The 22,395-nt window shown below is 45.6% G+C and carries 17 protein-coding genes; 5 read left to right on the top strand and 12 right to left on the bottom strand.

Annotated elements, in window-relative coordinates:
* Nucleotides 1-14: 14 nt before the first annotated feature.
* Complete coding sequence (locus BW716_RS27155) at nt 15-764, bottom strand: SDR family NAD(P)-dependent oxidoreductase (protein ID WP_083728921.1); 750 nt, start codon at nt 762-764, stop codon at nt 15-17.
* 52 nt (nt 765-816) lie between these two features.
* Nucleotides 817-1,200 (bottom strand): AraC family transcriptional regulator, encoded by a 384-nt coding sequence (locus BW716_RS27150; protein WP_083728919.1) that lies wholly within the window; start codon nt 1,198-1,200, stop codon nt 817-819.
* A gap of 26 nt (nt 1,201-1,226) precedes the next feature.
* Here BW716_RS27150 and BW716_RS27145 point away from each other — a divergent pair, with 26 nt between their 5' ends.
* Entirely contained in the window at nt 1,227-1,745 is a 519-nt protein-coding gene (locus tag BW716_RS27145; protein ID WP_083728917.1) for a TlpA disulfide reductase family protein, read from the top strand.
* On the opposite strand, the gene BW716_RS27140 is transcribed toward BW716_RS27145, so the two are convergent.
* From BW716_RS27140 to BW716_RS27130, 3 genes are all read right to left on the bottom strand, one after another.
* Nucleotides 1,740-2,900, bottom strand: a complete 1,161-nt coding sequence (locus BW716_RS27140; RefSeq protein WP_083728915.1) for a threonine synthase — start codon at nt 2,898-2,900, stop codon at nt 1,740-1,742. The genes BW716_RS27145 and BW716_RS27140 overlap by 6 nt on opposite strands.
* A 154-nt stretch (nt 2,901-3,054) precedes the next feature.
* Nucleotides 3,055-7,506, bottom strand: coding sequence for a TonB-dependent receptor plug domain-containing protein (locus BW716_RS27135; RefSeq protein ID WP_143709061.1), 4,452 nt, complete (start codon nt 7,504-7,506; stop codon nt 3,055-3,057).
* A 4-nt stretch (nt 7,507-7,510) separates the two neighbouring features.
* Nucleotides 7,511-9,931: a hypothetical protein gene (locus BW716_RS27130; RefSeq protein WP_083728911.1), complete on the bottom strand. Its 2,421-nt coding sequence runs from the start codon at nt 9,929-9,931 to the stop codon at nt 7,511-7,513.
* An 18-nt stretch (nt 9,932-9,949) separates the two neighbouring features.
* Here BW716_RS27130 and BW716_RS37745 point away from each other — a divergent pair, with 18 nt between their 5' ends.
* Entirely contained in the window at nt 9,950-10,117 is a 168-nt protein-coding gene (locus BW716_RS37745) for a hypothetical protein (RefSeq protein WP_220388842.1), read from the top strand.
* Between the two features lie 23 nt (nt 10,118-10,140).
* Here the strand turns inward: BW716_RS37745 and BW716_RS27125 are convergent, their stop codons facing one another.
* Together BW716_RS27125 and BW716_RS27120 are read right to left on the bottom strand one after the other, a co-directional pair.
* Nucleotides 10,141-11,739: a hypothetical protein gene (locus BW716_RS27125; RefSeq protein ID WP_083728909.1), complete on the bottom strand. Its 1,599-nt coding sequence runs from the start codon at nt 11,737-11,739 to the stop codon at nt 10,141-10,143.
* Between the two features lie 96 nt (nt 11,740-11,835).
* Nucleotides 11,836-14,403 carry a discoidin domain-containing protein gene (locus BW716_RS27120; RefSeq protein WP_083728907.1) on the bottom strand — a complete coding sequence of 856 codons (2,568 nt, stop codon included), beginning with the start codon at nt 14,401-14,403 and terminating at the stop codon, nt 11,836-11,838.
* A gap of 126 nt (nt 14,404-14,529) precedes the next feature.
* Here BW716_RS27120 and BW716_RS38525 point away from each other — a divergent pair, with 126 nt between their 5' ends.
* From BW716_RS38525 to BW716_RS27110, 3 genes are all read left to right on the top strand, one after another.
* The gene (locus BW716_RS38525; RefSeq protein ID WP_255373909.1) at nt 14,530-14,664 is read left to right on the top strand and encodes a hypothetical protein; all 135 of its coding nucleotides are present in this window, start codon (nt 14,530-14,532) and stop codon (nt 14,662-14,664) included.
* A gap of 231 nt (nt 14,665-14,895) precedes the next feature.
* Complete coding sequence (locus tag BW716_RS27115; protein ID WP_083728905.1) at nt 14,896-16,230, top strand: sigma 54-interacting transcriptional regulator; 1,335 nt, start codon at nt 14,896-14,898, stop codon at nt 16,228-16,230.
* 96 nt (nt 16,231-16,326) lie between these two features.
* On the top strand, nt 16,327-16,689 hold the full coding sequence (locus tag BW716_RS27110) for a helix-turn-helix transcriptional regulator (protein WP_179091289.1): 363 nt from the start codon (nt 16,327-16,329) through the stop codon (nt 16,687-16,689).
* 45 nt (nt 16,690-16,734) lie between these two features.
* Here the strand turns inward: BW716_RS27110 and BW716_RS27105 are convergent, their stop codons facing one another.
* The 5 genes from BW716_RS27105 to glpK all read right to left on the bottom strand — a co-directional run bounded on the left by BW716_RS27105 (nt 16,735) and on the right by glpK (nt 22,365).
* Nucleotides 16,735-17,961 carry a WG repeat-containing protein gene (locus BW716_RS27105; RefSeq protein ID WP_083728901.1) on the bottom strand — a complete coding sequence of 409 codons (1,227 nt, stop codon included), beginning with the start codon at nt 17,959-17,961 and terminating at the stop codon, nt 16,735-16,737.
* A 53-nt stretch (nt 17,962-18,014) separates the two neighbouring features.
* Nucleotides 18,015-19,037 (bottom strand): glucokinase, encoded by a 1,023-nt coding sequence (glk, locus tag BW716_RS27100; protein WP_083728899.1) that lies wholly within the window; start codon nt 19,035-19,037, stop codon nt 18,015-18,017.
* A gap of 147 nt (nt 19,038-19,184) precedes the next feature.
* Nucleotides 19,185-19,955 (bottom strand): hypothetical protein, encoded by a 771-nt coding sequence (locus tag BW716_RS27095; RefSeq protein WP_083728897.1) that lies wholly within the window; start codon nt 19,953-19,955, stop codon nt 19,185-19,187.
* An 8-nt stretch (nt 19,956-19,963) separates the two neighbouring features.
* On the bottom strand, nt 19,964-20,695 hold the full coding sequence (locus BW716_RS27090; RefSeq protein WP_083728895.1) for an MIP/aquaporin family protein: 732 nt from the start codon (nt 20,693-20,695) through the stop codon (nt 19,964-19,966).
* Between the two features lie 167 nt (nt 20,696-20,862).
* A complete protein-coding gene (gene glpK / locus BW716_RS27085; protein ID WP_083728893.1) occupies nt 20,863-22,365 on the bottom strand; it encodes a glycerol kinase GlpK in 1,503 nt (500 codons plus the stop codon).
* Nucleotides 22,366-22,395 lie beyond the last annotated feature (30 nt).

Raw genomic sequence — 22,395 nt, 5'->3', positions numbered from 1 at the left:
CCCGGCAATACATTTTACAAAAACATTCCCCCACTCGCCTCCACGCGCTGCGCATTCACCCATCTCGCCTGATCACTACACAAAAACGCCACTACTTCACCTATATCCTCTGCTACACCAGCCCTGCCCAATGCCGTATTAGCTGCCACCATCTTATTCAACGCTTCATTATCTCTCACCGCACCACCACCGAAATCCGTCTGTATCGCACCCGGTGCGATCGTATTCACACGAATCCCCCTGCTACCCAACTCCTTCGCCTGATAACGTGTCAATACTTCTATCGCTCCCTTCATCGCCGCATACGCACTACTACCCGGAATTGTAAACCGTGCCAGTCCTGTAGACACATTAATGATCACACCAGCATCAGCCAGCAGTGGCAGTAATTTCTGTGTGAGGAAAAACGGCCCTTTGAGATGAATATTCATAATCTCATCAAACTGCGCCTCCGTCGTTTCTGCAAAGCTGGCGTGCAGACCTATGCCCGCATTGTTAATCAGGTAATTGAATTGTGTAGCCTGAAAGGTATCTTTCAGTATAGCTGTAAATGTAGTGATGAAGTGATCAAAAGAACTAACAATCGCTGTATTCAATTGCAATACAGCTGCACGTTGTCCGATTTTTTGTATCTCAGCAGCTACAGCGTCTGCTTCTGTTTTATTACTGTTGTATGTAAGGATAATATCCACGCCTTTTTTAGCGAGGCTCAGTGCCATATCCTTCCCTAATCCACGGCTGCCGCCGGTGATAAATGCTATCATGATGTCGATTTTTGTAAAACAAAGGTATCAACAACCAGACCAGCGAAAATGATCAATACTTCAGTATTTTGCTTTTGCGATATTGCAGCGGGGTTATACCTGTGAGTTTTTTAAAGAAACGGTTGAAGTTGGTCGGCTCCGGAAACCCAAACGTATTCCCGATATCCGCTACGCTGAGTGTGGTGGCTTCCAGCATTTTCTTTGCCTCAAGAATGACCCTGTCTTCCATGATCTCACAGGGAGATGTATTCAATGTTAATTTGATGGTATTCGTCAGGTGTACCGGGGCAATATGCATACGGGCTGCAAAGTCACTCGGTTTGTACCGTTCTTCTGTCCGGCCCTGTAGCAGGTCATCCAAATGTGCATCCACCAGCTGCATAAACACTGCCGTGATTTCATCCTTGCGTGATAGTATTTTTTCAGGAATAGGCATGCTACAAAGTTATATATTTGTCTATCATGAAGCACGCTTTTCTCCTTTTCGTATTGGGAATATGCTCCCTCCATACCTTTGCCCAACAAAAAGACCCGCCAATGGGTGATTTCAGGACCATTATCGGCCAACAGGTTCCCTCCTTTTCCTTTGAGATAGAAAAGGGTAAAAAAGTCAATATCAGGGATTATAAAGGTAAATATGTACTGATCAACTTCTTTGCCACCTGGTGCCCTCCCTGCAACCAGGAACTGCCGCTTGCACAAAAGCAGATATGGGAAAAACACAAAGACAACCCGAAGTTTGCCTTTATCGTATTCGGTAGGGAAGAGGGCTGGGAAAAACTAGACCCGTTCAGGGAAAAGAAAGGATTTACTTTCCCCCTGCTCCCCGACCTGGACAGAAGTATCTTCTCCCTGTTCGCACCAAACGGTATTCCCAGGAATGTAGTCATTGATCCTGCAGGCAAGATCATCTACCAGAGCTTTGGCTATGAAGAAGCGGAGTTCGACAAACTAGTGAAACTGATCGACAGCAAACTATGATCTGTACTTATACCAGGACCCGGTATTAAACAACAACACATTTTCTCCTTCCTGTATCCAGCCATCTGCGATCAGGTGTTGCATGGCCATATAGGTCGCACTGCCCTCCGGCGATAATAACAACCCTTCTGTTGACGCAATATTGCGCATCCCGATGGTGATTTCGGTCTCTGTCACGGTGAGTGCTGTGCCATTGCTCTGTTGCAATACATCCATCATCAGGTCTTTGGCAAATGGCGTAGGCACTGCCAGCCCGTAGGCAATGGAAGGGGTAGCACTGAAATCGGTAGGGATAGCGCCCTGCCGGAACAGTTGTACCACCGGGTCACAATTCGCAGATTGTACCACCACCATCCGGGGGAGTTTGCCCGTTAGCCAGCCCAGTTGTTTCATTTCGGTAAATGCTTTCCACATGCCAATCAATCCGGTGCCGCCACCAGTAGGATAGATGATGACATCAGGCAGTAGCCAGTGCAACTGTTCGGCAATCTCGTATCCCATGGTTTTCTTGCCTTCCAGCCGGTAAGGCTCCTTCAGCGTCGACATATCAAAACCACCGGTTTGTGCCACCAGTTGCTGGGCGCGCCGCCCGCAATCACTGATCAGCCCATCCACAAGAATGAGCTCTGCGCCATACATGCGGCATTCTGTCTGCAGGGTGAGCGGCGTATGGCGGGGCATGACCACCGTCGCTTTCATGCCAGCTTTGGCACAATAAGCGCTCAGCGCTCCACCGGCATTGCCAGCTGTGGGAATAATACAATGTTTGATACCCAGCTCTTTGGCCTTGGATATGGCCACGCTGATACCCCTGGCTTTGAAGGAGCCGGTTGGGTTCACGCTTTCATCCTTGAGCTGGATGTTCACCTCATGCTGATGGCTGAGGGCAGAGAGGGTATACAAGGGAGTACCACCCTCGCCAAGACTAACTATATTTTGTTCCTCAAAAACGGGGAGTAAACGGTTGTATCGCCAGATGGTGTGGCAATTGATGTCAACAACCTGGTGCAAAGGCTGGTCCAGCCGGTAACGGGTAAAAAGCGGCTGATTACAGCAGGTAGCGTAAGATTGTACATCGCCGATGTTGTATAACCGCCCACAATTGGGGCACTGTAGTGCCGTAGCGAGCGAGGTGCTGTGTTGGGTTATATGCATAGACTTAACTTGGGGTATGGGTAACAAAGTAACAATGGTGTATCTTCTGACTAAAGTTATGCTGAAAGGCTGCAAATTGATTGCTGTTAACACAAAAAAAGCCCGGTCATGGTTGGATTTTCTTCCAACCATGACCGGGCTATACCCCCCTCTTTTAAGGAATAATTTCTACTGTTTCTCCCGGCTGCCAATACTTATCTTCCGGTTGATAATACAGGTAACCCGCACCTGCCTTACCCTGATAACTTCCCGGCACCTCTACTTTCAGATCCAGCGCTACTTTCTTCATTTCTTTTGCTTCCATACCTCTCCAATAGAATACCAGGTAGTTGTCAAATATTTCATAATAGGCCACCTGCTCTTTGTCCATCAATTCTTTCAACTGCCATGGTTGTAAGGATAATCCTCCGGGAATACCGATTTTTACCACAGCCATCCCTTGTGCCTCACGACTGGTATTGGTCACATTGATATGCATGCGCACGGTTTCACCTACCTTCCCGGTATGTGAACTGAGCATGGTTTGGAATTTCAATACCGCCTTGTCACTGGTAGGAGGCGTGTTGGTAAAATAATCACAGCGGAAAGTGTAAGGTATTCCTTCCGGACCGGGGTATTTCACAGAAAAGTTATTCTTATTACTCAGGTAGTTGGTAGATACGCTTGCAGCTGGTGTAACAGCATGTCCATTCAGGGTAAATGTGCCCTTCTCATCCCCACCTGATTTTTCCATATTACTGTAAGCCACCATTGCTGTCAATGCCATAATAGTACCTTGTGTAGAGCCAAATCCATAATAACTCTTTTTGGTAAGAATGGTGGAAATCAGTTGCGCAATCCGCGCCTTACGGGGTGCAGGCTCGCGCATCAATGCCATAGCGTACAGGGACATTGTTTCAACATATAGGGATATGCCCTGAGAACCGACAACAGTTGTGCGGGCGGTTACCTGGCCGTCTTTGAACAATTTATCCAATCGCTGCATCAGGTCATTAAAATCATCTGTTTTATGCAGGTTGGCTGCCGCCAGTGCCATGATGGCTAACTGATAGCCATCGTTGCTTGCCTGCGCGGCTTTCAGGGTTGTTGTATATTCTAATGGAATCTGCTTACCTGCATCTGTTTGTGACAGTGCATACACGATATAGGCATTGGCAACATCAGGTGGTACGGCACGGAATTGATCATAGCCTCCCGGAGAGGGTTTGAATGCTCCCTTGCCATCACGGTGGTCCAACAGGAACTTTTCTGTTCTGTTCAGCATCGCCTTGTCTACAGGTATAAACTCTTTCATGGCGGTGAATTCCATTAATCCATAGGCAGTGAGTGCCACATGTGCAGGCGCATGTCCAAACCATTCAAATCCGTTCTCATTTGTCTCGAAACTGATCAGTCGATCGTATCCTTTTTCCAGTAGTGCCCTTGCTGTCTTTTCCAGTTCATAATCCCGTTTGGCGGCATTTTTCAGTAACTGCAAAATGAGAATATTCGGATAGGTGCTGCTGGATGTTTGTTCAAAACAACCATATGGCTCACGCAGCATACTCTTTATACCATCCATGAGTTGTGCACCTACGGTATGTAGTTCAAGTGACATTTCCGGGTTGAAAAATCCTCCCACACCAGAAAAAGTGAAGGACGTATCCTTTGACTGATTTCCGGAGAAGACCACATGCATTGGGAATGCTTTTTCTTCGACCGTAAATGGCAGGAAGATCGCCTGGCTATCCACATTGATACGGATGTTGCCAGACATGGCATGTTTAGGTTTTACTTCGATATACAACCGGGCATCTCCATTTTTTGTCACAGGTACTTCTTTCAGCGTAGTATCTCCATCTACCTCACTAGGCAATTGGATACGTACACGCGCCACGATGTCATTGAAGCTATAGTTTTTTAACACGATGGGGATCTTCACATTGTCACCTGCATTGATGTAAGGAGGAATTTTTGCATCCACACTCACTGCATCGTGTACGGCATAGGTTTGTTCTGCCCTGCCAATAGCGCCATTGTAGCCAATGCCCTCCGTAATAGCTCTAAAGGTGGTGCTGGCATCTGAATTATAAAACTCAACAGAGGCTTTACCATTTCTGTCTGTTTGTATGGTAGGATTCCAGTAGATCGTTTCCCTGAAATCGTTTCTTTCATTCGTTTCCGGTGTGAGGTATTTAGGTGCATAGAAAACAGGTACCTGTGTAAAGATCTCATTGAGACGCGGAGTTTTAATTTTTTTAACGGAGTAGTTATTCGATTTTCCCAGTGATATACGAATCCTGTCTGCATACCTTTTATCTTTGGTCGTGATCAATATCACGCCATTTGCGCCCCTTGAACCATATATAGCTGTGGCGGAGGCATCTTTCAATACAGTGAGCGATTCTATATCATTTGGATTGAACTGGTTGATATTTGTCAGCTCGGTTGGTACACCATCCACGATGTACAAGGGAATACCATTCGGGTTTAAAGAATTGATGCCACGTATCTGGACGCTGGTTCCGTTTCCGGGATTGCCGGTGGCTGACTGAATATTTATACCTGCCGCTTTCCCATTCAATGCAGATGCTATTGAACCGGGAGTCATGAGTGCTTCCGCATTTATAATGCTGACGGAGTAGCCTAATGTCCTCTTTTCCTTACTGATACCTAATGCTGTTACCACCACCTCATTCAGGGCTTTGCTGTCATCTGCCCATTTCAGGTCGTTGATGACCAATGAAGGATATGCTGCAATACTTTCTTTCAATCCTGTTTTCAGCGGCTTTAACATGCCCGCTTCCTGTTTATTAAAACCAATACCATTTTGAGAAACATTGATATTGAGTGTATCTCTATGGTTCTCTGCTTCACCCATCAGGCAATAATCAGTGCCGGCGTCTACATCAGAGAAAAAGAATTGCCCGTTGGCCGAAGTCCTTCTCACTACACCGGTATGCCTGCTTAGATTAAACAAATAGAGTTTACTTTTTACAGGCATGCCTTTACTATCTGTCACCATACCACTCAGGATATTTAACTTGTCAGGTGTGAAAGCAAGCCTGTTACCGCTGTTGACGATATCTGTAAAAGCAAAGTAACGGTAACCCTGCGTCAGCATCAACATATCAAGGGCACTGTCAGCTTTGGGTTCATCCTGTTTGAAATAGAACTGGGGTTCTTCTACCTTACCACGTAGCTCACTGCTCATAAGCAACCAGGAGAGAATATGATCCTGCTTGTCATCAGCCATGGTCCAAAGCTTGTCGTCAATGACAGTCAGCGATAGATTAGCTGGTATAGCCAGTCCTTCGGCATTCGTAGTGGTAAGGGTCATTTTTACTTTTTCCCTTGGCTGGTAACTGCTTTTGTCTGTCGTGATGTTTACATGCAGCACATTGTATTTATTCAGAAATATCACTCTCTCTGCTACTTTGAGCCGACGGCTGTCACGCAGGGTGAAGCTGGCAATACCAGTCGGGAAATCTGCCGTATCGATTTTAATTAATTGTGCTCCGCTGTGTAAGGTGGCATTGGTGGTATAATAAACATGTTCCCGCACAGTGGCCGTGAGTGTGATGTCTTCGGCAGCAGTCGTACTTATTTTGGCATACAGTTGTCCATTCTTATGCAACATGTTGAGTACGATGCCATTCGGGGTGGACAACGGTAATGGATATTTTTTACCAGATACGAGTGCGTAATATTTTCTGCCCGCAGCAGGTGTAAAAGGGATACTGCCCATACCTCCGTGATAACTGGCAAATGTAGTCACCTGCTGGCCTTTGTCATCACAGATCGTACCGTGTACGTCTACAGGTTTGCCATATTCGTTAATCGCTTTGAATGCTAATATCGTAGGCAGGCCCGCCACAAAAGTGCCTCCCTCCGGCATGAACTGAAGGTCAATGTTATTCAGCACAATTGGGATACTCCTTGAAATAGATTCAGTAAAGCCACTGTTGGTGATCGTTACATTGAGCAATCCATCATTCGTGCTGAGTGATGCAGGCAGTACAGCCCTGATGGTCGCCTTGCCGGCGGTATCTGTTTTGAAATTATCCGCTTTGTACTGCTTATCTTCAATATTGATGGTGAACTGGCCGGTATAGTTTCGTAAAGGTTGATTGTCTGGCGTGCGTACGGAGAACTTTGCCCGGATGGTATCGCCCGGCCCATAGCCTTTTTCGGGGAAATCCAGTTTTAGCAGTAACCTTGGGGCGATCACCTTTTGCAGGGTAACAGATTTCGTAAACCAGGTACTGTCTTTTTCATTCTGCATCCAGGTGGTATATGCCTTTATCTTATAGATACCTCCGGGCAGATCTTCAGTAAATTTATACCCTCCTTCACAATAACCAATAGTAATAGGGTGTTTCAGTTGGGCCAGTACACTGCCTGCAGGACTAATGATATCTACATTGAGAATAGTACTGGTCAGTGTCGGTGTGTTTTTTTGCGCATCTACTACATAGGCTTTATAGAAGAGTGTTTCACCGGGTACAAAGTACACATGGTTCGTTTGCAGGTACACTTTTTCTTTGGTAGTTGCATAATCCTGTACCTGTGCCTGTACAGACAGGTGGAGCAGGCAAAATATAATGGAGCTTATTATTTTCTTCATGGTATCAGAATGAAATGGATGCTTCAATACCTGCGTTGGTAGTCGCTGGCAGGTTAAAAAAATCAAGGCCGGTGGTGTTGCCTGGTTCGAGCAATGACTGATCGGGGTCAACGCCTTTGTAGGGAGTCCAGATCAGCAGGTTACGCACAAATGCCGTTACCTTCAGTTTGTTCACATACCCTCTGAAACTGTGGTCCAGCGAAACGGAGATATTATTGATGCGGATAAAATCTGCACGTGCTATATAGTTCTCCGCTACAGGTGTTTGTGGCGTAGTTTCTGATTTCCGTTGTGCGGCAGAGCTGGCAGAGCGTCCGTAATAATCGAGCATGGCAGCTGTACCATTCCACTTTTCTCCTCCTTTTTCCCACATCCAGCTTAGGTTGAGCGAGAGCGATTTATAAGAGAGGTAATTGCTCATGCCCAACATGAATTCAGGGTTTGGATTGCCCAATACCCTGAGTTGAGGATCTACGACAGGATTGCCATCTGTGCCCGTCACAATCTGGTGATTGGCATCGCGCAGGTAAGCGCTACCCACGATCACATTGGAAGGGGCACCTGCCACAATAGCTGTATATACATCACTGAAACCCGCAGTAGGCGTATAGTTGTACCCATCGGTCACTGATTGAATACGGTTTTTATAGGTGCTGAGCGAAAGTGAATTCCGGTAATTGATCGTCTTACCACCAATCCGGAACCTGTTGCCATGTGCGAGTTGTATTTCCAATCCTTTGGTAACGTGATCCGCTACATTTTGGAGCAGGATCGTATTGTTACTGATCACGGGCAATACATCATGACGGGTAGCACGTATATAATAGGATGCATTCAGGTTGAAGGTGCCATAATTAACTTCCAGGTCATTGGACCATTCCCGGTGATAAACAGGTCGTAAACCAGTAAAGCGGCTCGCTTCCATGATGGGCAAAAAACCTGTTGCTGTCGTGGTGGAATAATTGAACAGGTTAATAGCCGCTACTGACTGATTGATGGGCAACTCGCTGTTGAAATGATGAAGCTTTGATGTTAATTTTGCTGAGGACCATTTGCTTCCGATCTTCATTGATTTCTTTGCGCTGAGAGCAGCAAGGGGCAGCCAATAACTTTGTTTGTCCGCAGTATTGGAGATGTATACTTTATTGCCCAGGTCCATGTTGAACTCCCAACCAGAATAGGTGCGTAGACCCGTACTATAACTCAGAATAGGTTCATGTGTGATACGCTTATATTTATATTCCGGCAATAATCCCAGGTACCTGATATCTGTGTGCACATTTACATAATCATAGCTTAGGTTAATCCAGGAATATGTCTGCTTATTCAGTATTGTTGGCAATTCAAATCTTACATTGCCCCTTGTCTGAAAAGTCAGGTCATTTTGTTGTCTGCGGGTAATATTGCCATTTGTAAACCCGGTAGTACCCGGTGCATAAGCTTCTGTATTGTTAGTACGATTGGCCTGAATAGATGGTGCCAGGCTGTATGAAATCCGTCCCGTGTTATTTTCCAGTTTAAAACTGGCATTGTGGAATCGTCTGGCATAATCATTATCATGATCCTGTAGTAAAAACAGTGGATTATCTGCACCGTTGCTATAGCTACGCTGCGTATTGCCGATCATGGTGCCTTGTTCATTCTGAAAACTCACTGGTGTCAATAGTGAATATTGATACACCCTGTTCAGCAATCTGTTCCTGTTAGCATAGTCAAACCGATCTACCCCATAATCATATTTGAGGGTGAGTTTATTATTATTCATCTCATGGCTGAGTGCCAGTCCTCCATGTTGGTGCAGGTTATCATTTTGACTGATAATACTTTTATCATTTTCCTGGCCGGCTTTTAAGTATAGGTCCCATGGTTGGCCCCTTAACGCGAAATAGCTTACTTTGACAGATATGTCGTTTGTAACGGCCATGCCTGTTCTCAGGATACTATTATTATATACATTAGCTGCCTTTCCGTTGCCGCTGCCTTTCATCACCAGTTGTCCGTTATTGTCCCAGGCGTAATGACTGCCATCATATTCAAGCGTAGAGATAGCGGGTCCGTAACTGAACAGGGTACCCGTTTCCGGACCTATATATTGATTATTGAGGCCTTGTGCATATTGTTGTTGCAGGGCGGGAAGACGGTTGGCCCAGCTCAGCGCTGCACTGGTTGTAAAATTGCCTGAAAAGGTGAGGCTTCTGGCCCTGCTGATCACAAATATCTGATTCCTGCCTACTGTAATCCTGCGCGTGGATGCAGGGTACGAAAGATCTCCCTGCACCTGCATCTGATCTCTGTTGGCACTGCTGTTGGGCAATGAAAAATAAGTACGTGGCGTATCCACCTTTTTCACCAGCCGGATATAATCCTCATTTGTCTGGGCGGTGGATATTATAGGTAGCAATAATAGGAGTAAAAAATATTTCAAGGTAGTCAGTTTGGAGGTATGATGCTGAAAAAAGCAGAATTGCATAAATGTAGGGAAAAAAATTCCGCACCTTTTCAGGCAGGGGTAAAACCTTTTTCAAACAGCGGCAAAACCTTTTCAGGTAGAGGTAACACCTTTTCAGGTTGGGGCAAAAAAAACTGCCTGTCGGTCGGACAGGCAGTTTGAAGCTTGTTGGGCATTGATTATGATCAGGGCTGTAACCATACTACTCTTACACCTTTGTGATCCGCAGTTTTATCCATTTTCAGGGTAATAAATCTGCCTTTATCACTGTCGTAGTCAGATACGCCCATCACCAGTGGGTGGCCATCATCATCCTTATTAATATTTAAACCGAACAGTGGTGTGTAATCCGGCAGCTCATTGTTAGCATCGCATATATAATAGTATCCATCGGTATCTCTCGCATTGTTGAACCCTTCTCCTTTCCCTTTGGCAGCTTTCTTCATGTTGGCTTCCGTATTGTTCATGGTCACATACACCCTGTCTTTATACTGGAAGCAGGCATAACCCCTGTATTGTTCACCTTTGATGAGCGGTTGGGCGCTACGGGATACTCTCTCTGTATTGAAGGCATTGATTTCCCAGTTACGCAACTCCGCATGTCTTGGTATCACGCAGCTATAGGTTGGTTGTCCGTTTACATCAAAAGATGCCACTGCCAGCCAGTCCTTCACACAATACAGATAAGAAGCGGCATTCAGTGGTTTTACCTCTCTGCGGGTCAGTTCTTCATAGATAATAGAGAAACCGCCATCGCTGCGTACAAAGATGTTCTGTGGCATACCTGTGAACGCTCTGCCTGCGAGGGCCATTGTCTTCTCATTGGCTTTGGCCGGGAAGATGTCTATTTCCTGATCAGGAATTTGTCTGGTAGGATCTACGAAACCAAATATACCTGCATATTTTTCTTCATCACCAGCTTCTGCATGTGCATAACCGATGAATAAGATCTTTTTGGTAACAGGGTTATACCTTACGAGTCCGCTATCGATCACTTTTTTTACACCGATATTCAGTTTGTCGAGTGTCAGTGTATCGACGGTTTTGGAAAGGGTGGCCATGATGAGCTGACCTTTTTTATCTCCTACCTGCGTCTGGTTGTAAAGATGTGCGAAGAGACATACTTTCTCATCGCCCAGTACAACCATATCCAGGTAGTTGATATTTTTATAGCGGGTATCGCTGTTCGCGTAATAGGCTCTTGAAATCTCCTTGTGGTTGCCGTTGTACCAGATCATTTCCAGGTTGCCGTTTACCGTTTGGTCATTGTTGTGCAGTATCACCAGTGCATAGTTATCACTGTTTGGATCTTTGCGCACAAAGAAGGAGGTAACAGGGTCGTACTGGGTGATGAATGGCTGGGCAAAGTAAGCGTACCGGTTTGTCATGGCCATTTTCTCATCTCTCCTGATATTGCCTGTATTACCATCAATCACAATGCGGTATAATACCGGTTGTCTGGATTCTATTTCTGAAATAAACAGCACGAGGTCGTTGTTCGTTTCAAATAATGCATTGACACAACTGCCAAGGAGCGTACCAAAGTTTGTACTCAGGTGAGTCTGGGCTTTGGGTTTATTGTCATCGTCATAGATGTCTACATACAGCCCATCTCTGCTGGTGATCTGCAGAAAAATCGTATTGCCATTTTTCATGTGCAGAATACGGGCGTAACCAGAAACCGGTTCTTTGAAAAGAGGGCTTTGGGATACGTTAGTTAATTGTGCAACGGCTGTTAAAGCCAGCATGATTACGAACTGGATAATCAGGAAAATTTTTTTCATTGTTTCATAGGTATGTGACAGGGTAAAGATAGATAGATTTATTTAATATGTGAAAGAAAAAGGCTTCTGCGGAAAGCAGAAGCCTTTGCTAAAGTGTTATTGTACAAGGATTTCGTCAGTAAATAACCACGAAGTGGACCCGACAAACAGGTACCCTTGCGGTATGGCCCCAAAGGCCTTGCCTGTTATCCGCACATATCTTGCATTTCCCTTCACCGGGATGCTAAACTGTTGTAAATAAGGCTCTCCCCGCACATTCTTAGTGTTATATATCTTACCTGCCAGTTTATATTTCTTCCCATCTTTGGATGTATATACCGCCACTTCTTTTGGCAGGAAAATGCCACTGTTAGGATCGCAGAGGAAACTGGTGATCACTCTTTTCATGGGTGTCGTACTACCCATATCTACAGTAGCATCCAGATCTTTGCCACTAAATCCCAGCCATTTACCACATTTGAAAGCCGTGGTGCCCATGGCGCCATCAGTGAGTGTACTATCGCCTGCAGCTGCATACTGAGGCGCATAAGGTTGTGCAATGGTCACTTTCCTGCCCAAAGCCAGGTTTACAGGCACAAAAGTATTGGAGCCTGCTATCTGTTTACCATGGTCAAAAATACCCGCCGAAATGGTGCCGGCTACATGCATATCCAATGGCTTCGTATACAAAGGTGACTGTGCATCCGGCAATTGATTGATGGCATACCGGATCTCTTTATTGGAATTAGTATTAATGTTCACCGTGGCCGTCCGGTCGTCATTTATCTGATAAGTGATCACCGGGTCAGGACTGGCTGTGAGCAGATCAAACCATGCGGTACCCTGCTGAATCAGTTCCAGCGTCAAAATTGCCGTGGTAGAAGATGCCGGTGCCTGGAAAGTGAAATTGTATGCTTCCCACTCAGGTGTGAGTGTATACGTATGATCCTGTTCCATGGCATCAATAGCAATGCGGAACGTCGGCATATGTTCCTGTGCTTTGGCTTTGGCCCTGATAGATACGGTATAGCTGTTACCTTTCGTCATCACCATCGGTATCAGCCTGATTTTATTACCCCCACTGTCCACAGGTGTGATCAGTCGCAGACTAAACATCCCATCTGCATGCTGACGGGGATCTACAAAAAATGAAGCGCCTACATCTGCTTTACGATGACTGGTGCTGGTCACATTGCTACCAATCGGTAACCCCGGACTCACAATCTTTTCAAAGCTGGGATTCAGGGTCATGTTATCCGCAGGAATAGCCGATACGGTATCCTTAAGAATTAAATAGACCCTTGTACCATATGCATCAATGATATCATGCACAACCCCATTTTCCAAAGCTACCTCCCTGTTTTCAAACCAGCACTGTGCAGTTTTTTGCTCCTGCAAAGAGGTGGTCAATGTATATGCTTTGGGTTTATTCTCATTATTCACAGCAATCAACAATGTATTTCCCTGATAACTGTACGCTTTCGTTAAGATCTTTGGATCATCTGCATGTATCGCAGGCGCCACATCAGCAGATAATAAGAAAGAGGTCATCTGTGCAGTTTCTACCGCCACATTGCTGGCAGCAGACCATGCAGATACTGACTGTGGATTCAGATTGCCCGGTGCATGTACATAGTATTGAATACCCTTTGCACCTCCAATCAATCCCATATAGGTCATCAGCCTGATCTCCGCACCTGTCGGCTCCCTGTTCCACATTTCCTGCCCGCCAAATGCCTGTGGCACCAGCCATACTGACTTTTCATACTGATAAGCAGTCGCATACTGGGTCAGATCGTCCATCACCTTATCAGCAGGACCCGGAATAGGATAGGGGTCAGTCATCGCTATATCCATCGTATTCCTGTAATCATTTGCTTTTTGCGGCATCATAAATACAATGGAAACAGGATGGTAAGGATCCAGCTCATGGATCAGCTGATACGCCGATTCCAGTATAGCAGGTGGACGCCCTTGTCCATCCGGTTCATCATTGATATAATATGATAACAGCGCAGGATGATCTTTGAATGCCAGCACTTCACTTTTTAATAATGCGAGTTTTTCTTCCTCCGTTTTATCCAGCCCTTTATCGCCGTTATGCCCACTGCCTACGAGGGAGTTGACACCATACTGTACCTTCACACCTACCTGTGCACAACGGTCCATATAACCTTTACGTTCTGCCAGTCCTTCAGGCAGGTTGCCCTGGTATACACCAATCATATTGAATCCATGTGTCACTTCTCTTTCAGGCAGATCGCCGGCAGGAACGCAATAAAATCCAAAGGGGAAAAAGGGCAATCCGTCGGCAATTAACCCGCCTGTGAGCTGGTCTATCTGTACCGCATTGGCTTTTGGTGCGAGTTTGACAATGTTAACGTCACCCTTCTGCACAGTAGCACCATCTTTCTCCAATACATAATGCAAAGCAGTGGTACCTGTTGGTAATGCATCCAGATTGAATTGAGCAGAAAGCCGCTGCCCTTCTGTTTTAGCAGTGGTGGCAAGTTTTTCGTTGCGTAGCGATAAATTGAGTTTGTAATTCGCCTGATCGGGCAATATGCAAATGATACTGCCTTCTTTTTCAGTGAGATAATAATTGTACCGGGTAAATACTTTGACCTGTGCATGTAATACCACCCCCCATATGCATAGGAGTGCACTCAGCATGACTTTCTTCATTGAGACCTGTTTTAAAAATGTATGGGTAAAGTATAAAAAAGATGATGATAAAAAAACATATTTTTGCGCTTCATATGAAACACATCACCAACTGATTACTACTACTTTGGCTGGAATGGTAGCAAATTGCTCCCGCTGCCCGGCAAGACCAACATCGTCGATGCAGGTGCATTTGCTTATACCGAAACACTGATCTTCCCAAAGGAAGTGAATGGCCAACCTGGTAAGATCCTGAAACTGAAAGTATCAGAAGAATATTGAGAAGATGGTGAAACGATGGAAAGCAAAAAAGTAGAAAGAGAAATCTATACCTGGGATGGCAGTAAAGCCACTAAACAATAACCTGCTTTTTTACGACTATTCGTAAAACTGTCAAAATCTACGAAATATCGTAAGCTTCCCTGCATATTTAAAATCCTAATTATCTAATTTACAACACTTTATTTACTGGAATGGCCTTTGTTTGCTTTTTCATGATTAATTGATATTCTCATGAAGCAAGGCAACATGATGGTGGAATTTCTTTTATCGCTCAGTAATGACATTGCCCTGATTCGTGACAAAGACGATTTTCTCAGGGTACTGCGGGAGCGGTTAAGAGAAGTGATCCATTTCAATGACATCGTCATCAATATTTTTGGTGACGATGGTAAGTCCCTGGTACCATATCTTTATTATTCGGAAGGCCGGCGCAGGCACCATCCTGCATTTCAATGCAGTGGACACAGTAAATTAGGCAGCGATCATATCTTCGAAGCTGTCATGGCTGCTGAACAACCACAGGTATTCAATGTACGAAAGCTCTTACAGGCTAAATCGCCTCCTGCTTATATTCCATTATTCCGGGAAACGGGTATCGTGGAATTTTCAGGCATCCGTTTGCGCAGCGCAACACAGGAAATTGGTTGCCTGTTTTTATTTTCAGAACAGACAGGCACCTTTCCCGACCCGGTTTTACAACTGATAAAAGGCGTTTCTCACCAGCTCTCCATCGCGCTGGCCAATATACTCGCTAATGAGCGCATAGCCTCCCAACTGAAAGAAATCGAAAGTTATAAGCAAAGACAGCACCTGCAAAAAGAAATAGCAGCTGTAGATATAATTGGTAACAGCCGCGAAATGCAACAGGTATTTCACCTCATATCACAGGTAGCGCCTGCAGACAGTACGGTGTTGATCCTCGGCGAAACAGGCACAGGCAAAGAACTCATTTCAAGAGCCATTCACAATCACTCTCCCCGAAAAGATAAACTGCTGGTGAAAGTGAATTGTGCCGCCCTCCCCATCCACCTCATTGAAAGTGAACTATTCGGACATGAAAAAGGTGCTTTTACCGGTGCCACTGAACGTCGTATCGGTAAGTTTGAAATAGCACACAATGGTACCCTGTTTTTAGACGAAATAGGAGAGCTGCCGCTGGCAATGCAATCTAAATTACTCCGCGTACTACAGGAGAAGGAAATAGAACGCATCGGTGGCAAAAGCCCTATCCAGATTGATTTCCGCATTATTGCCGCCACTAACCGCGACCTGAAGAAAGAAGTGGAAGCCGGCCGTTTCAGAAAAGACCTGTATTACAGGTTAGATGTATTTCCTATCCTAATACCTCCTTTAAGAGAACGGAAAGAGGAGATCCCTGAGCTGGCAGATTATTTTCTGCAACGCTTTACACAAAGGTCAGGCAAGCCTGCTATGCGACTGGGAGATACCGTTCGGGAAGAAATGATGACCTATCACTGGCCGGGCAATGTGCGGGAATTAGAACACCTGATGGAAAGAAGCGTGTTACTAACCAACGGCGCTGTAATTGAACAGCTATTTATCTGAAAAATCCATTAAACAGCCAACAAAAGGACGTGATTCTACAAACAACCATATCCTGATTCAACGCATCTTTGTCTGGTTCGCACAACCCACATGATTATGCTATACATCACAGATCAGTTCAACCATGTAAACCAGTTTTTCTTATTGCTGGATACGGCCATTGCAGATATCAGGTTTGCAGCACCTATCAGGATGAGAACAGTGAAGGAGTTTGCTGCCATTATGGAATTGCATCCCAATTATCTGAATACCCTGCTGAAGCGGCATACAGGAGAGAATGTGAGTTCACATATCAGGAAGCGGTTGCTGGAAGTGTCGAAGCATTTACTGTTGGAAACGAACTGGTACGTGCAGGATATCAGCTATTGTGTAGGGTTTTCTGACCAGCCGAATTTTAACATGTTTTTCAAGAAGAATGTGGGGTATACACCTTCTGAATTCAGGCGATTGAAACAATAACCCAAACGCTTTTGCGCAGACAAAAGCGTTTGGGCCGGGAGCAGACTATTCCTTTACACCAGGAATAAATATCTCTCCTGTATTCTTGTCCATATAACCTTTTTGTCCGTTCGGCATCTCTACCAGCAGGGCATTTCTGTCATGATCTTCATCCAGGATCGCTTTCAGCACCGGCTTTTTCAGTTCCTTCATAGTAGCCGCTACTACCACCCCTTTCTTATCGTCCAGGTAGGTTTCGATAAATGCATAACGACCCACCATATCTTCCCTGAAATGTACATCGTCATAGATAAAAGGTACAAGCACCTTACCGGTCATATCGATCACCCCTGTTTTACCATCCTTCACCGCTTTGATCTTGGAAGGGAAGCTCTTATCATTTGGATAATAAGACAGGTATTCCAGTTGGGTATACCCATTCAGGTCTGTACTATCCAGCCCTTTGTATTTACTGGTTTCACGGTTTTCGAGTACTACACGCCATTTACCATTACCCAGTTTATAGATGTACATGTCTTTGGCCTTCTTGTTCAGCACTTCGCCTTCTACCGGTATAACGGAAGTAGGTTTGTCCTGTACATTGCCCGGAGAAGCGGAGCGGAAGTTAGCATCGAAATAGAAAACCTTGTCATCGCCTTTTTTAGCGGCTACATACACGGTATTGCCCGCATATACTTCTTCAATATCTTCATATTCAGGTTTCAGGATTTCCCGGCCGCTACTTACATCTACCACGCCATAAGTGTCACCCATGGTGATGAGAGCAAATTGTTCCAGTGCGGGGTCGTTAAAGCCCGTTACCTGGTTGTAAGGTGCCTTGCCGTTCTGTAGTTTGCCGCTCAGTGCGTCAAAGATGCCCATTTTCCCGTCTTTATTCACGAAGTAATAACTACCCTTGGAATAGCTGGATCTTTCCGGTAAAACGTCTGTAAACATGCCGCCGATTGGCTTGTCAGTGCGGATATCTATGATCTGGTAGCCTTTGATATTTCTGGCAATGGCGGTGAAGTCCTGGAAGGCGTTGGTGATGTTGGCATAAGAAGGAGCGACCAACACAGCACCATTGGTATTGATCAGTCCTACCTTTTTACTGCTTTCTACACGGGCGTAGCCGTTTCTGAATACGTCAATGCTGTCAAATTGTGGTTTTAGCAGCACACTTTTGTTCTTATCAGTCAGGCCCCATTTGCCTTTTTCGGTATAGGGATAGGGTCCCTGCGCCTTACACCAGGCGCTTAATAACAGCACCGGTAAGAAATATGCGGTTTTCATAGGTATGTGATTGATTGTGTTGGAGTAAAAATAGGGAAAAATTATAATATAACTCAGCACTTATTGATGGCATACCATGCGGCGCCTGTCAACGCCGTTTTTTCATTGAGGATGATTTGTACGGGAATATCTTCCAGCAGGGGTTTTATTCTACCTTTTTCACGGAATGCTTTCATGAAAGCACCGTAATCAATTTTCTTTACATTTTTGGGGACGATGCCGCCGCCGATATAGATACCACCGGTGGCTTTCAGTTTCAGGGCGAGGTTACCGGCTTCCGTGGCGAGGTAGCGGAAAAAGATGCGCATGGTTTCTACACAGATGGCTACAGAATCGCCATTTTCACTGATCTCTGCAGCTACATCGTGTACGGCCATCCTGTCCAGCAGCCAGCCAGGGACGTCCATGTCTCTTTCTTCTTTCAGAAAGCTAAAGATATTCACGATGCCGGGGCCGCTGAGCACTCTTTCCCAGCTCACATGCCCGAATTTTCTGCGGAGGTATACCAGCAGGTCGTCATCCAGATCAGTAATGGGAGAGAAGTCACTGTGACCGCCTTCGGTGGCGAAAGGGTAGTAGTGGGTGCCATCCAGGAATAATCCGGCCTCGCCCAGACCTGTGCCGGGAGATATCAATGCAATATTCCCTTTTTGTGGCTGGCCGGTATGTAATGCGTGAATATCGATTTGTTCCAGGGTAGCGAGACCGTAAGCGTTTGCTTCAAGGTCGTTTACAATGAAGACAGGGTGTTTGTCAAATTGTGCGGATAGCTGTGCTGCATCTATTTCCCAGGGTACGTTTGTGATCTTTGCTTTTCCATCCTGCACAGGACCAGCTACGCCAAGGCAAATACGATCGGGGGTGGGGGCATTGCCAAGGAATTTTTTAATGAGTTCGCCGGGGCCATGAAGATCTTTGGTGGGGTATTTTTCTTCTTTTGTAAGGGCGAGCTTGCTGCCGTCGTAATTGTAAAGTGCCAGGTTTGATTTGGTACCGCCTATGTCAGCGGCGAGCAGGGTGTGGGGTGGGTGAGTGGATGGGCATGAATTGCCGGAGGATATGCCAATGGGTATCATTCGTTTTTCATTTTTTTACATAATTAAGTTAGTTTATTTTCATGGGATAGCAAGCCACCACCAGTTATGAACAAAGTCAATTTTAAAGCTCCCCCGCTCGCAGAGCGGGGGAGCTTTTCCGATTTAGATCTTATTGTAACCTCTAACTTAGAATATATTCGCAATCAGCTGCAATGCCCCATACTTCTTCTCCGGGTTGAACATCGCCGTCGCTGAAATAGGAATATGATATTTAAATATGGTCAGATCCCTATTCACCGTAATCCCTGCATTCACAATATTTGGATGGTTCCCATAAAAATTCTTATCTCCGCTAAATGAAAATCCACCACCCACAAACGCATGCACATTATACACATCATCCGCAAACAACACCTGATCCACCTGCACATAATGTGAATATGCATTCGCCAGACTACTATCCGCCTTGTAATAAGTATCTCTACCCAGCACAATCGTATTCCAGCTCAATGTAAGCGGCAACTTCATCTTCTGGAAAGTATAAGCCACACCTACATCCACAAAATGTGAAGTCGTTGCTTTATTATAATCAAACAGATCAGCATTTGGATAATTACTAAAGTTGTTAATATCCCAGATCGCCGCACTAAAACCCTTATTCATGTACTTCACATAGTAATCAAACTCCCTGTAATCACCAGTGAAACTTGCACCTCCCCAAAATCCTGCCTGCCAATGTCCATTCTTTGATTTGTAATACATATCCACATCAGAGATCGGTGAATTAGACACCTTGAATCCACGCCACAGGTATAAATTCCTCACCTGCAAATTTAATCCAAACGGTTCATATTTTTTCTCCTTCACTACCGTTGTATCTTTATCCTGTGCGCTTACATTTTGGACAAAGAATATCCCGCATGCAACCGTGAGGGTTGCAATCAATAACTTTCTCATAACGATTCTTATTTTAAATACATGAACAATAAAGCCGCCAGCGTTGCACCTAATGCAGGGGCCACCACCGGTATCCAGGCATAACCCCAGTCTGCACCAGCTTTAGATTTCTTAAATGGCAGCAAGGCATGTACAATCCTTGGTCCCAGGTCTCTTGCAGGATTGATCGCATAACCGGTAGTACCACCCAGTGACAGGCCAATCACCCATACCAGGAAGGCTACTGGCAAAGCACCCATAGAACCCATGCCGATAGTTTGTGTAGTATCTCCTATTTTTGGATCGGTAAAGTAGAGGATAGTGATCAGCAGTACGAATGTACCAATCACTTCACTGATGAAATTGCGGCCCAGGTTTCTCACAGCAGGCGCAGTACAAAATGCAGCCTGTTTGGTAGGTCCGTCTTCGGTCAGATCGAAATGGTCTTTATAAAATACCCATACCAGGAATGCGCCAAACATGGCACCCAGCATTTGTGCAGCCCAGTATACACCAGCTACTGCCAGGTTGATTTTTCCCAGTATTAACATGGTCAGCGTCACAGCCGGATTCAAATGCGCGCCGGTATAGGGACCTGCAACACACACACCAACGAATACGGCCAGGCCCCATGCTGTTGTAATCACAATCCATCCGCCTCCATTTCCTTTCGTGTCCTTTAACACGACATTGGCAACCACACCATTGCCCAGGAGAATGAGCAATGCTGTACCTATAAATTCTGCAATAAACGGTGTCATAACTTGATGATTAATTTAGTGGTGCTATTTCCTCTGAAACTATTGTGCAGGCTTTTTCATAAACAGGTCATCGCACACATTTTTTTCAAAGTGGAATAGGTGAAATTTAGTTAGTTTCAGTATAGCCTGCTCCGCAGGCAGATTACGGAGTCAGGCGCTCTTATTGATTATTCGTTAGCCCAGCCTCTGGTCCGTTCTACCGCTTTCTTCCAGTTGGCCAGCAGCTTTTCAGTGTTCTGTCTATCCAGCTCAGGCTTGAATATTCTGTCTTTAGACCATTGCTTCTTCACTTCGTCAATATTTTCCCAATAGCCTACAGCCAGACCTGCCAGGTATGCAGCACCCAGTGCAGTTGTTTCCAGCACTTTCGGACGTACTACATTACTGCCAAAGATATCTGCCTGGAACTGCATCAGTGCATTGTTCGCTACTGCACCACCATCTACTCTCAGCTCGGTACTCTGCTTGCCGGAGTCAGACTCCATGCTCTTCAGCAGGTCGTACACCTGGAATGCAATACCTTCCAGTGCTGCGCGGGCAATATGGCCGGCGGTTGTACCACGGGTAATGCCAAAGATGGCACCACGTGCATACTGATCCCAATAAGGAGCACCTAAACCTGTCAGTGCAGGTACAAAGTATACGCCACCGTTATCTTTTACAGAAGCAGCGAGCGTTTCACTATCAGAAGAGTTGTGAATGATACCTAATCCGTCGCGCAACCATTGAATGGCTGCACCACCTACGAACACGCTACCTTCCATCGCATATGTTACTTCGCCATTGATCTTCCAGGCAACGGTCGTGAGCAGGTTGTTTTTGGAATAAACAGGTTTGTTACCGGTGTTCATCAGCAGAAAACATCCTGTACCGTAAGTATTCTTTGCCATACCTTCTTCTACGCACATCTGTCCGAACAGGGCAGCCTGCTGGTCGCCGGCGATACCTGCAATAGGAATTTTAGATGCGAAGAGGGTAGTGGCAGTTTCGCCATATATTTCACTGCTCTGTTTTACTTCAGGCAGCATGCTTGCAGGAATAGTGAGAAGGTCCAGCAGTTCCTGGTCCCACTGCATGGTGTGGATATTGAAGAGCAGTGTACGCGAAGCGTTAGTAACATCGGTGATGTGCATATGACCACGGGTAAATTTCCATACCAGCCAGCTGTCGATCGTACCGAAACACAATTCACCTTTCTCTGCTTTTTCTCTTGCACCAGCTACGTTGTCGAGGATCCATTTTACTTTGGTACCTGAAAAGTAGGCATCGATCACCAGACCTGTTTTTTCACGGATCATACCGGTGTGGCCTTTCTCCTTCAGCTCATCACAGTATTTTGCTGTGCGGCGGTCCTGCCATACGATAGCATTGTAGATAGGTGTACCCGTCTCACGATCCCATACCACGGCGGTTTCACGCTGGTTGGTAATACCGATGGCGGCGATGTTGGTACCGTTCAGGTCCGCTTTCGCGACGGCTTCTGCCGCCACTGAAGATTGGGAGGCCCAGATTTCGTTTGCATCATGTTCCACCCATCCCGGTTGTGGAAATATCTGTTCAAAAGGTTTTTGTGCGATCGCTTTTATTTCTCCATTGTGATCGAAGATGATAGCGCGTGATGACGTGGTCCCCTGGTCGAGGGCCAGGATGAATTTTTCGTTCTTGTTCATACCTCAGTTTTTTAATTTTGTTCCAAAGTG

The organism is [Flexibacter] sp. ATCC 35208 (genome assembly GCF_001975825.1).
Taxonomy (GTDB): domain Bacteria; phylum Bacteroidota; class Bacteroidia; order Chitinophagales; family Chitinophagaceae; genus Chitinophaga.
This window is presented reverse-complemented; position numbering and strand designations above follow the sequence as displayed.

Coding starts and splice junctions, on each gene's coding strand:
- BW716_RS27115 (WP_083728905.1), top strand. CDS start 14,896: ATGAAGCAAGGCAACATGATGGTGGAATTTCTTTTATCGCTCAGTAAT.
- BW716_RS27135 (WP_143709061.1), bottom strand. CDS start 7,506: ATGAAGAAAATAATAAGCTCCATTATATTTTGCCTGCTCCACCTGTCT.
- BW716_RS37745 (WP_220388842.1), top strand. CDS start 9,950: ATGATGCTGAAAAAAGCAGAATTGCATAAATGTAGGGAAAAAAATTCC.
- BW716_RS27120 (WP_083728907.1), bottom strand. CDS start 14,403: ATGAAGAAAGTCATGCTGAGTGCACTCCTATGCATATGGGGGGTGGTA.
- glpK (WP_083728893.1), bottom strand. CDS start 22,365: ATGAACAAGAACGAAAAATTCATCCTGGCCCTCGACCAGGGGACCACG.
- BW716_RS27140 (WP_083728915.1), bottom strand. CDS start 2,900: ATGCATATAACCCAACACAGCACCTCGCTCGCTACGGCACTACAGTGC.
- BW716_RS27105 (WP_083728901.1), bottom strand. CDS start 17,961: ATGAAAACCGCATATTTCTTACCGGTGCTGTTATTAAGCGCCTGGTGT.
- glk (WP_083728899.1), bottom strand. CDS start 19,037: ATGATACCCATTGGCATATCCTCCGGCAATTCATGCCCATCCACTCAC.
- BW716_RS27145 (WP_083728917.1), top strand. CDS start 1,227: ATGAAGCACGCTTTTCTCCTTTTCGTATTGGGAATATGCTCCCTCCAT.
- BW716_RS27155 (WP_083728921.1), bottom strand. CDS start 764: ATGATAGCATTTATCACCGGCGGCAGCCGTGGATTAGGGAAGGATATG.
- BW716_RS27150 (WP_083728919.1), bottom strand. CDS start 1,200: ATGCCTATTCCTGAAAAAATACTATCACGCAAGGATGAAATCACGGCA.
- BW716_RS27095 (WP_083728897.1), bottom strand. CDS start 19,955: ATGAGAAAGTTATTGATTGCAACCCTCACGGTTGCATGCGGGATATTC.
- BW716_RS27125 (WP_083728909.1), bottom strand. CDS start 11,739: ATGAAAAAAATTTTCCTGATTATCCAGTTCGTAATCATGCTGGCTTTA.
- BW716_RS27110 (WP_179091289.1), top strand. CDS start 16,327: ATGCTATACATCACAGATCAGTTCAACCATGTAAACCAGTTTTTCTTA.
- BW716_RS27090 (WP_083728895.1), bottom strand. CDS start 20,695: ATGACACCGTTTATTGCAGAATTTATAGGTACAGCATTGCTCATTCTC.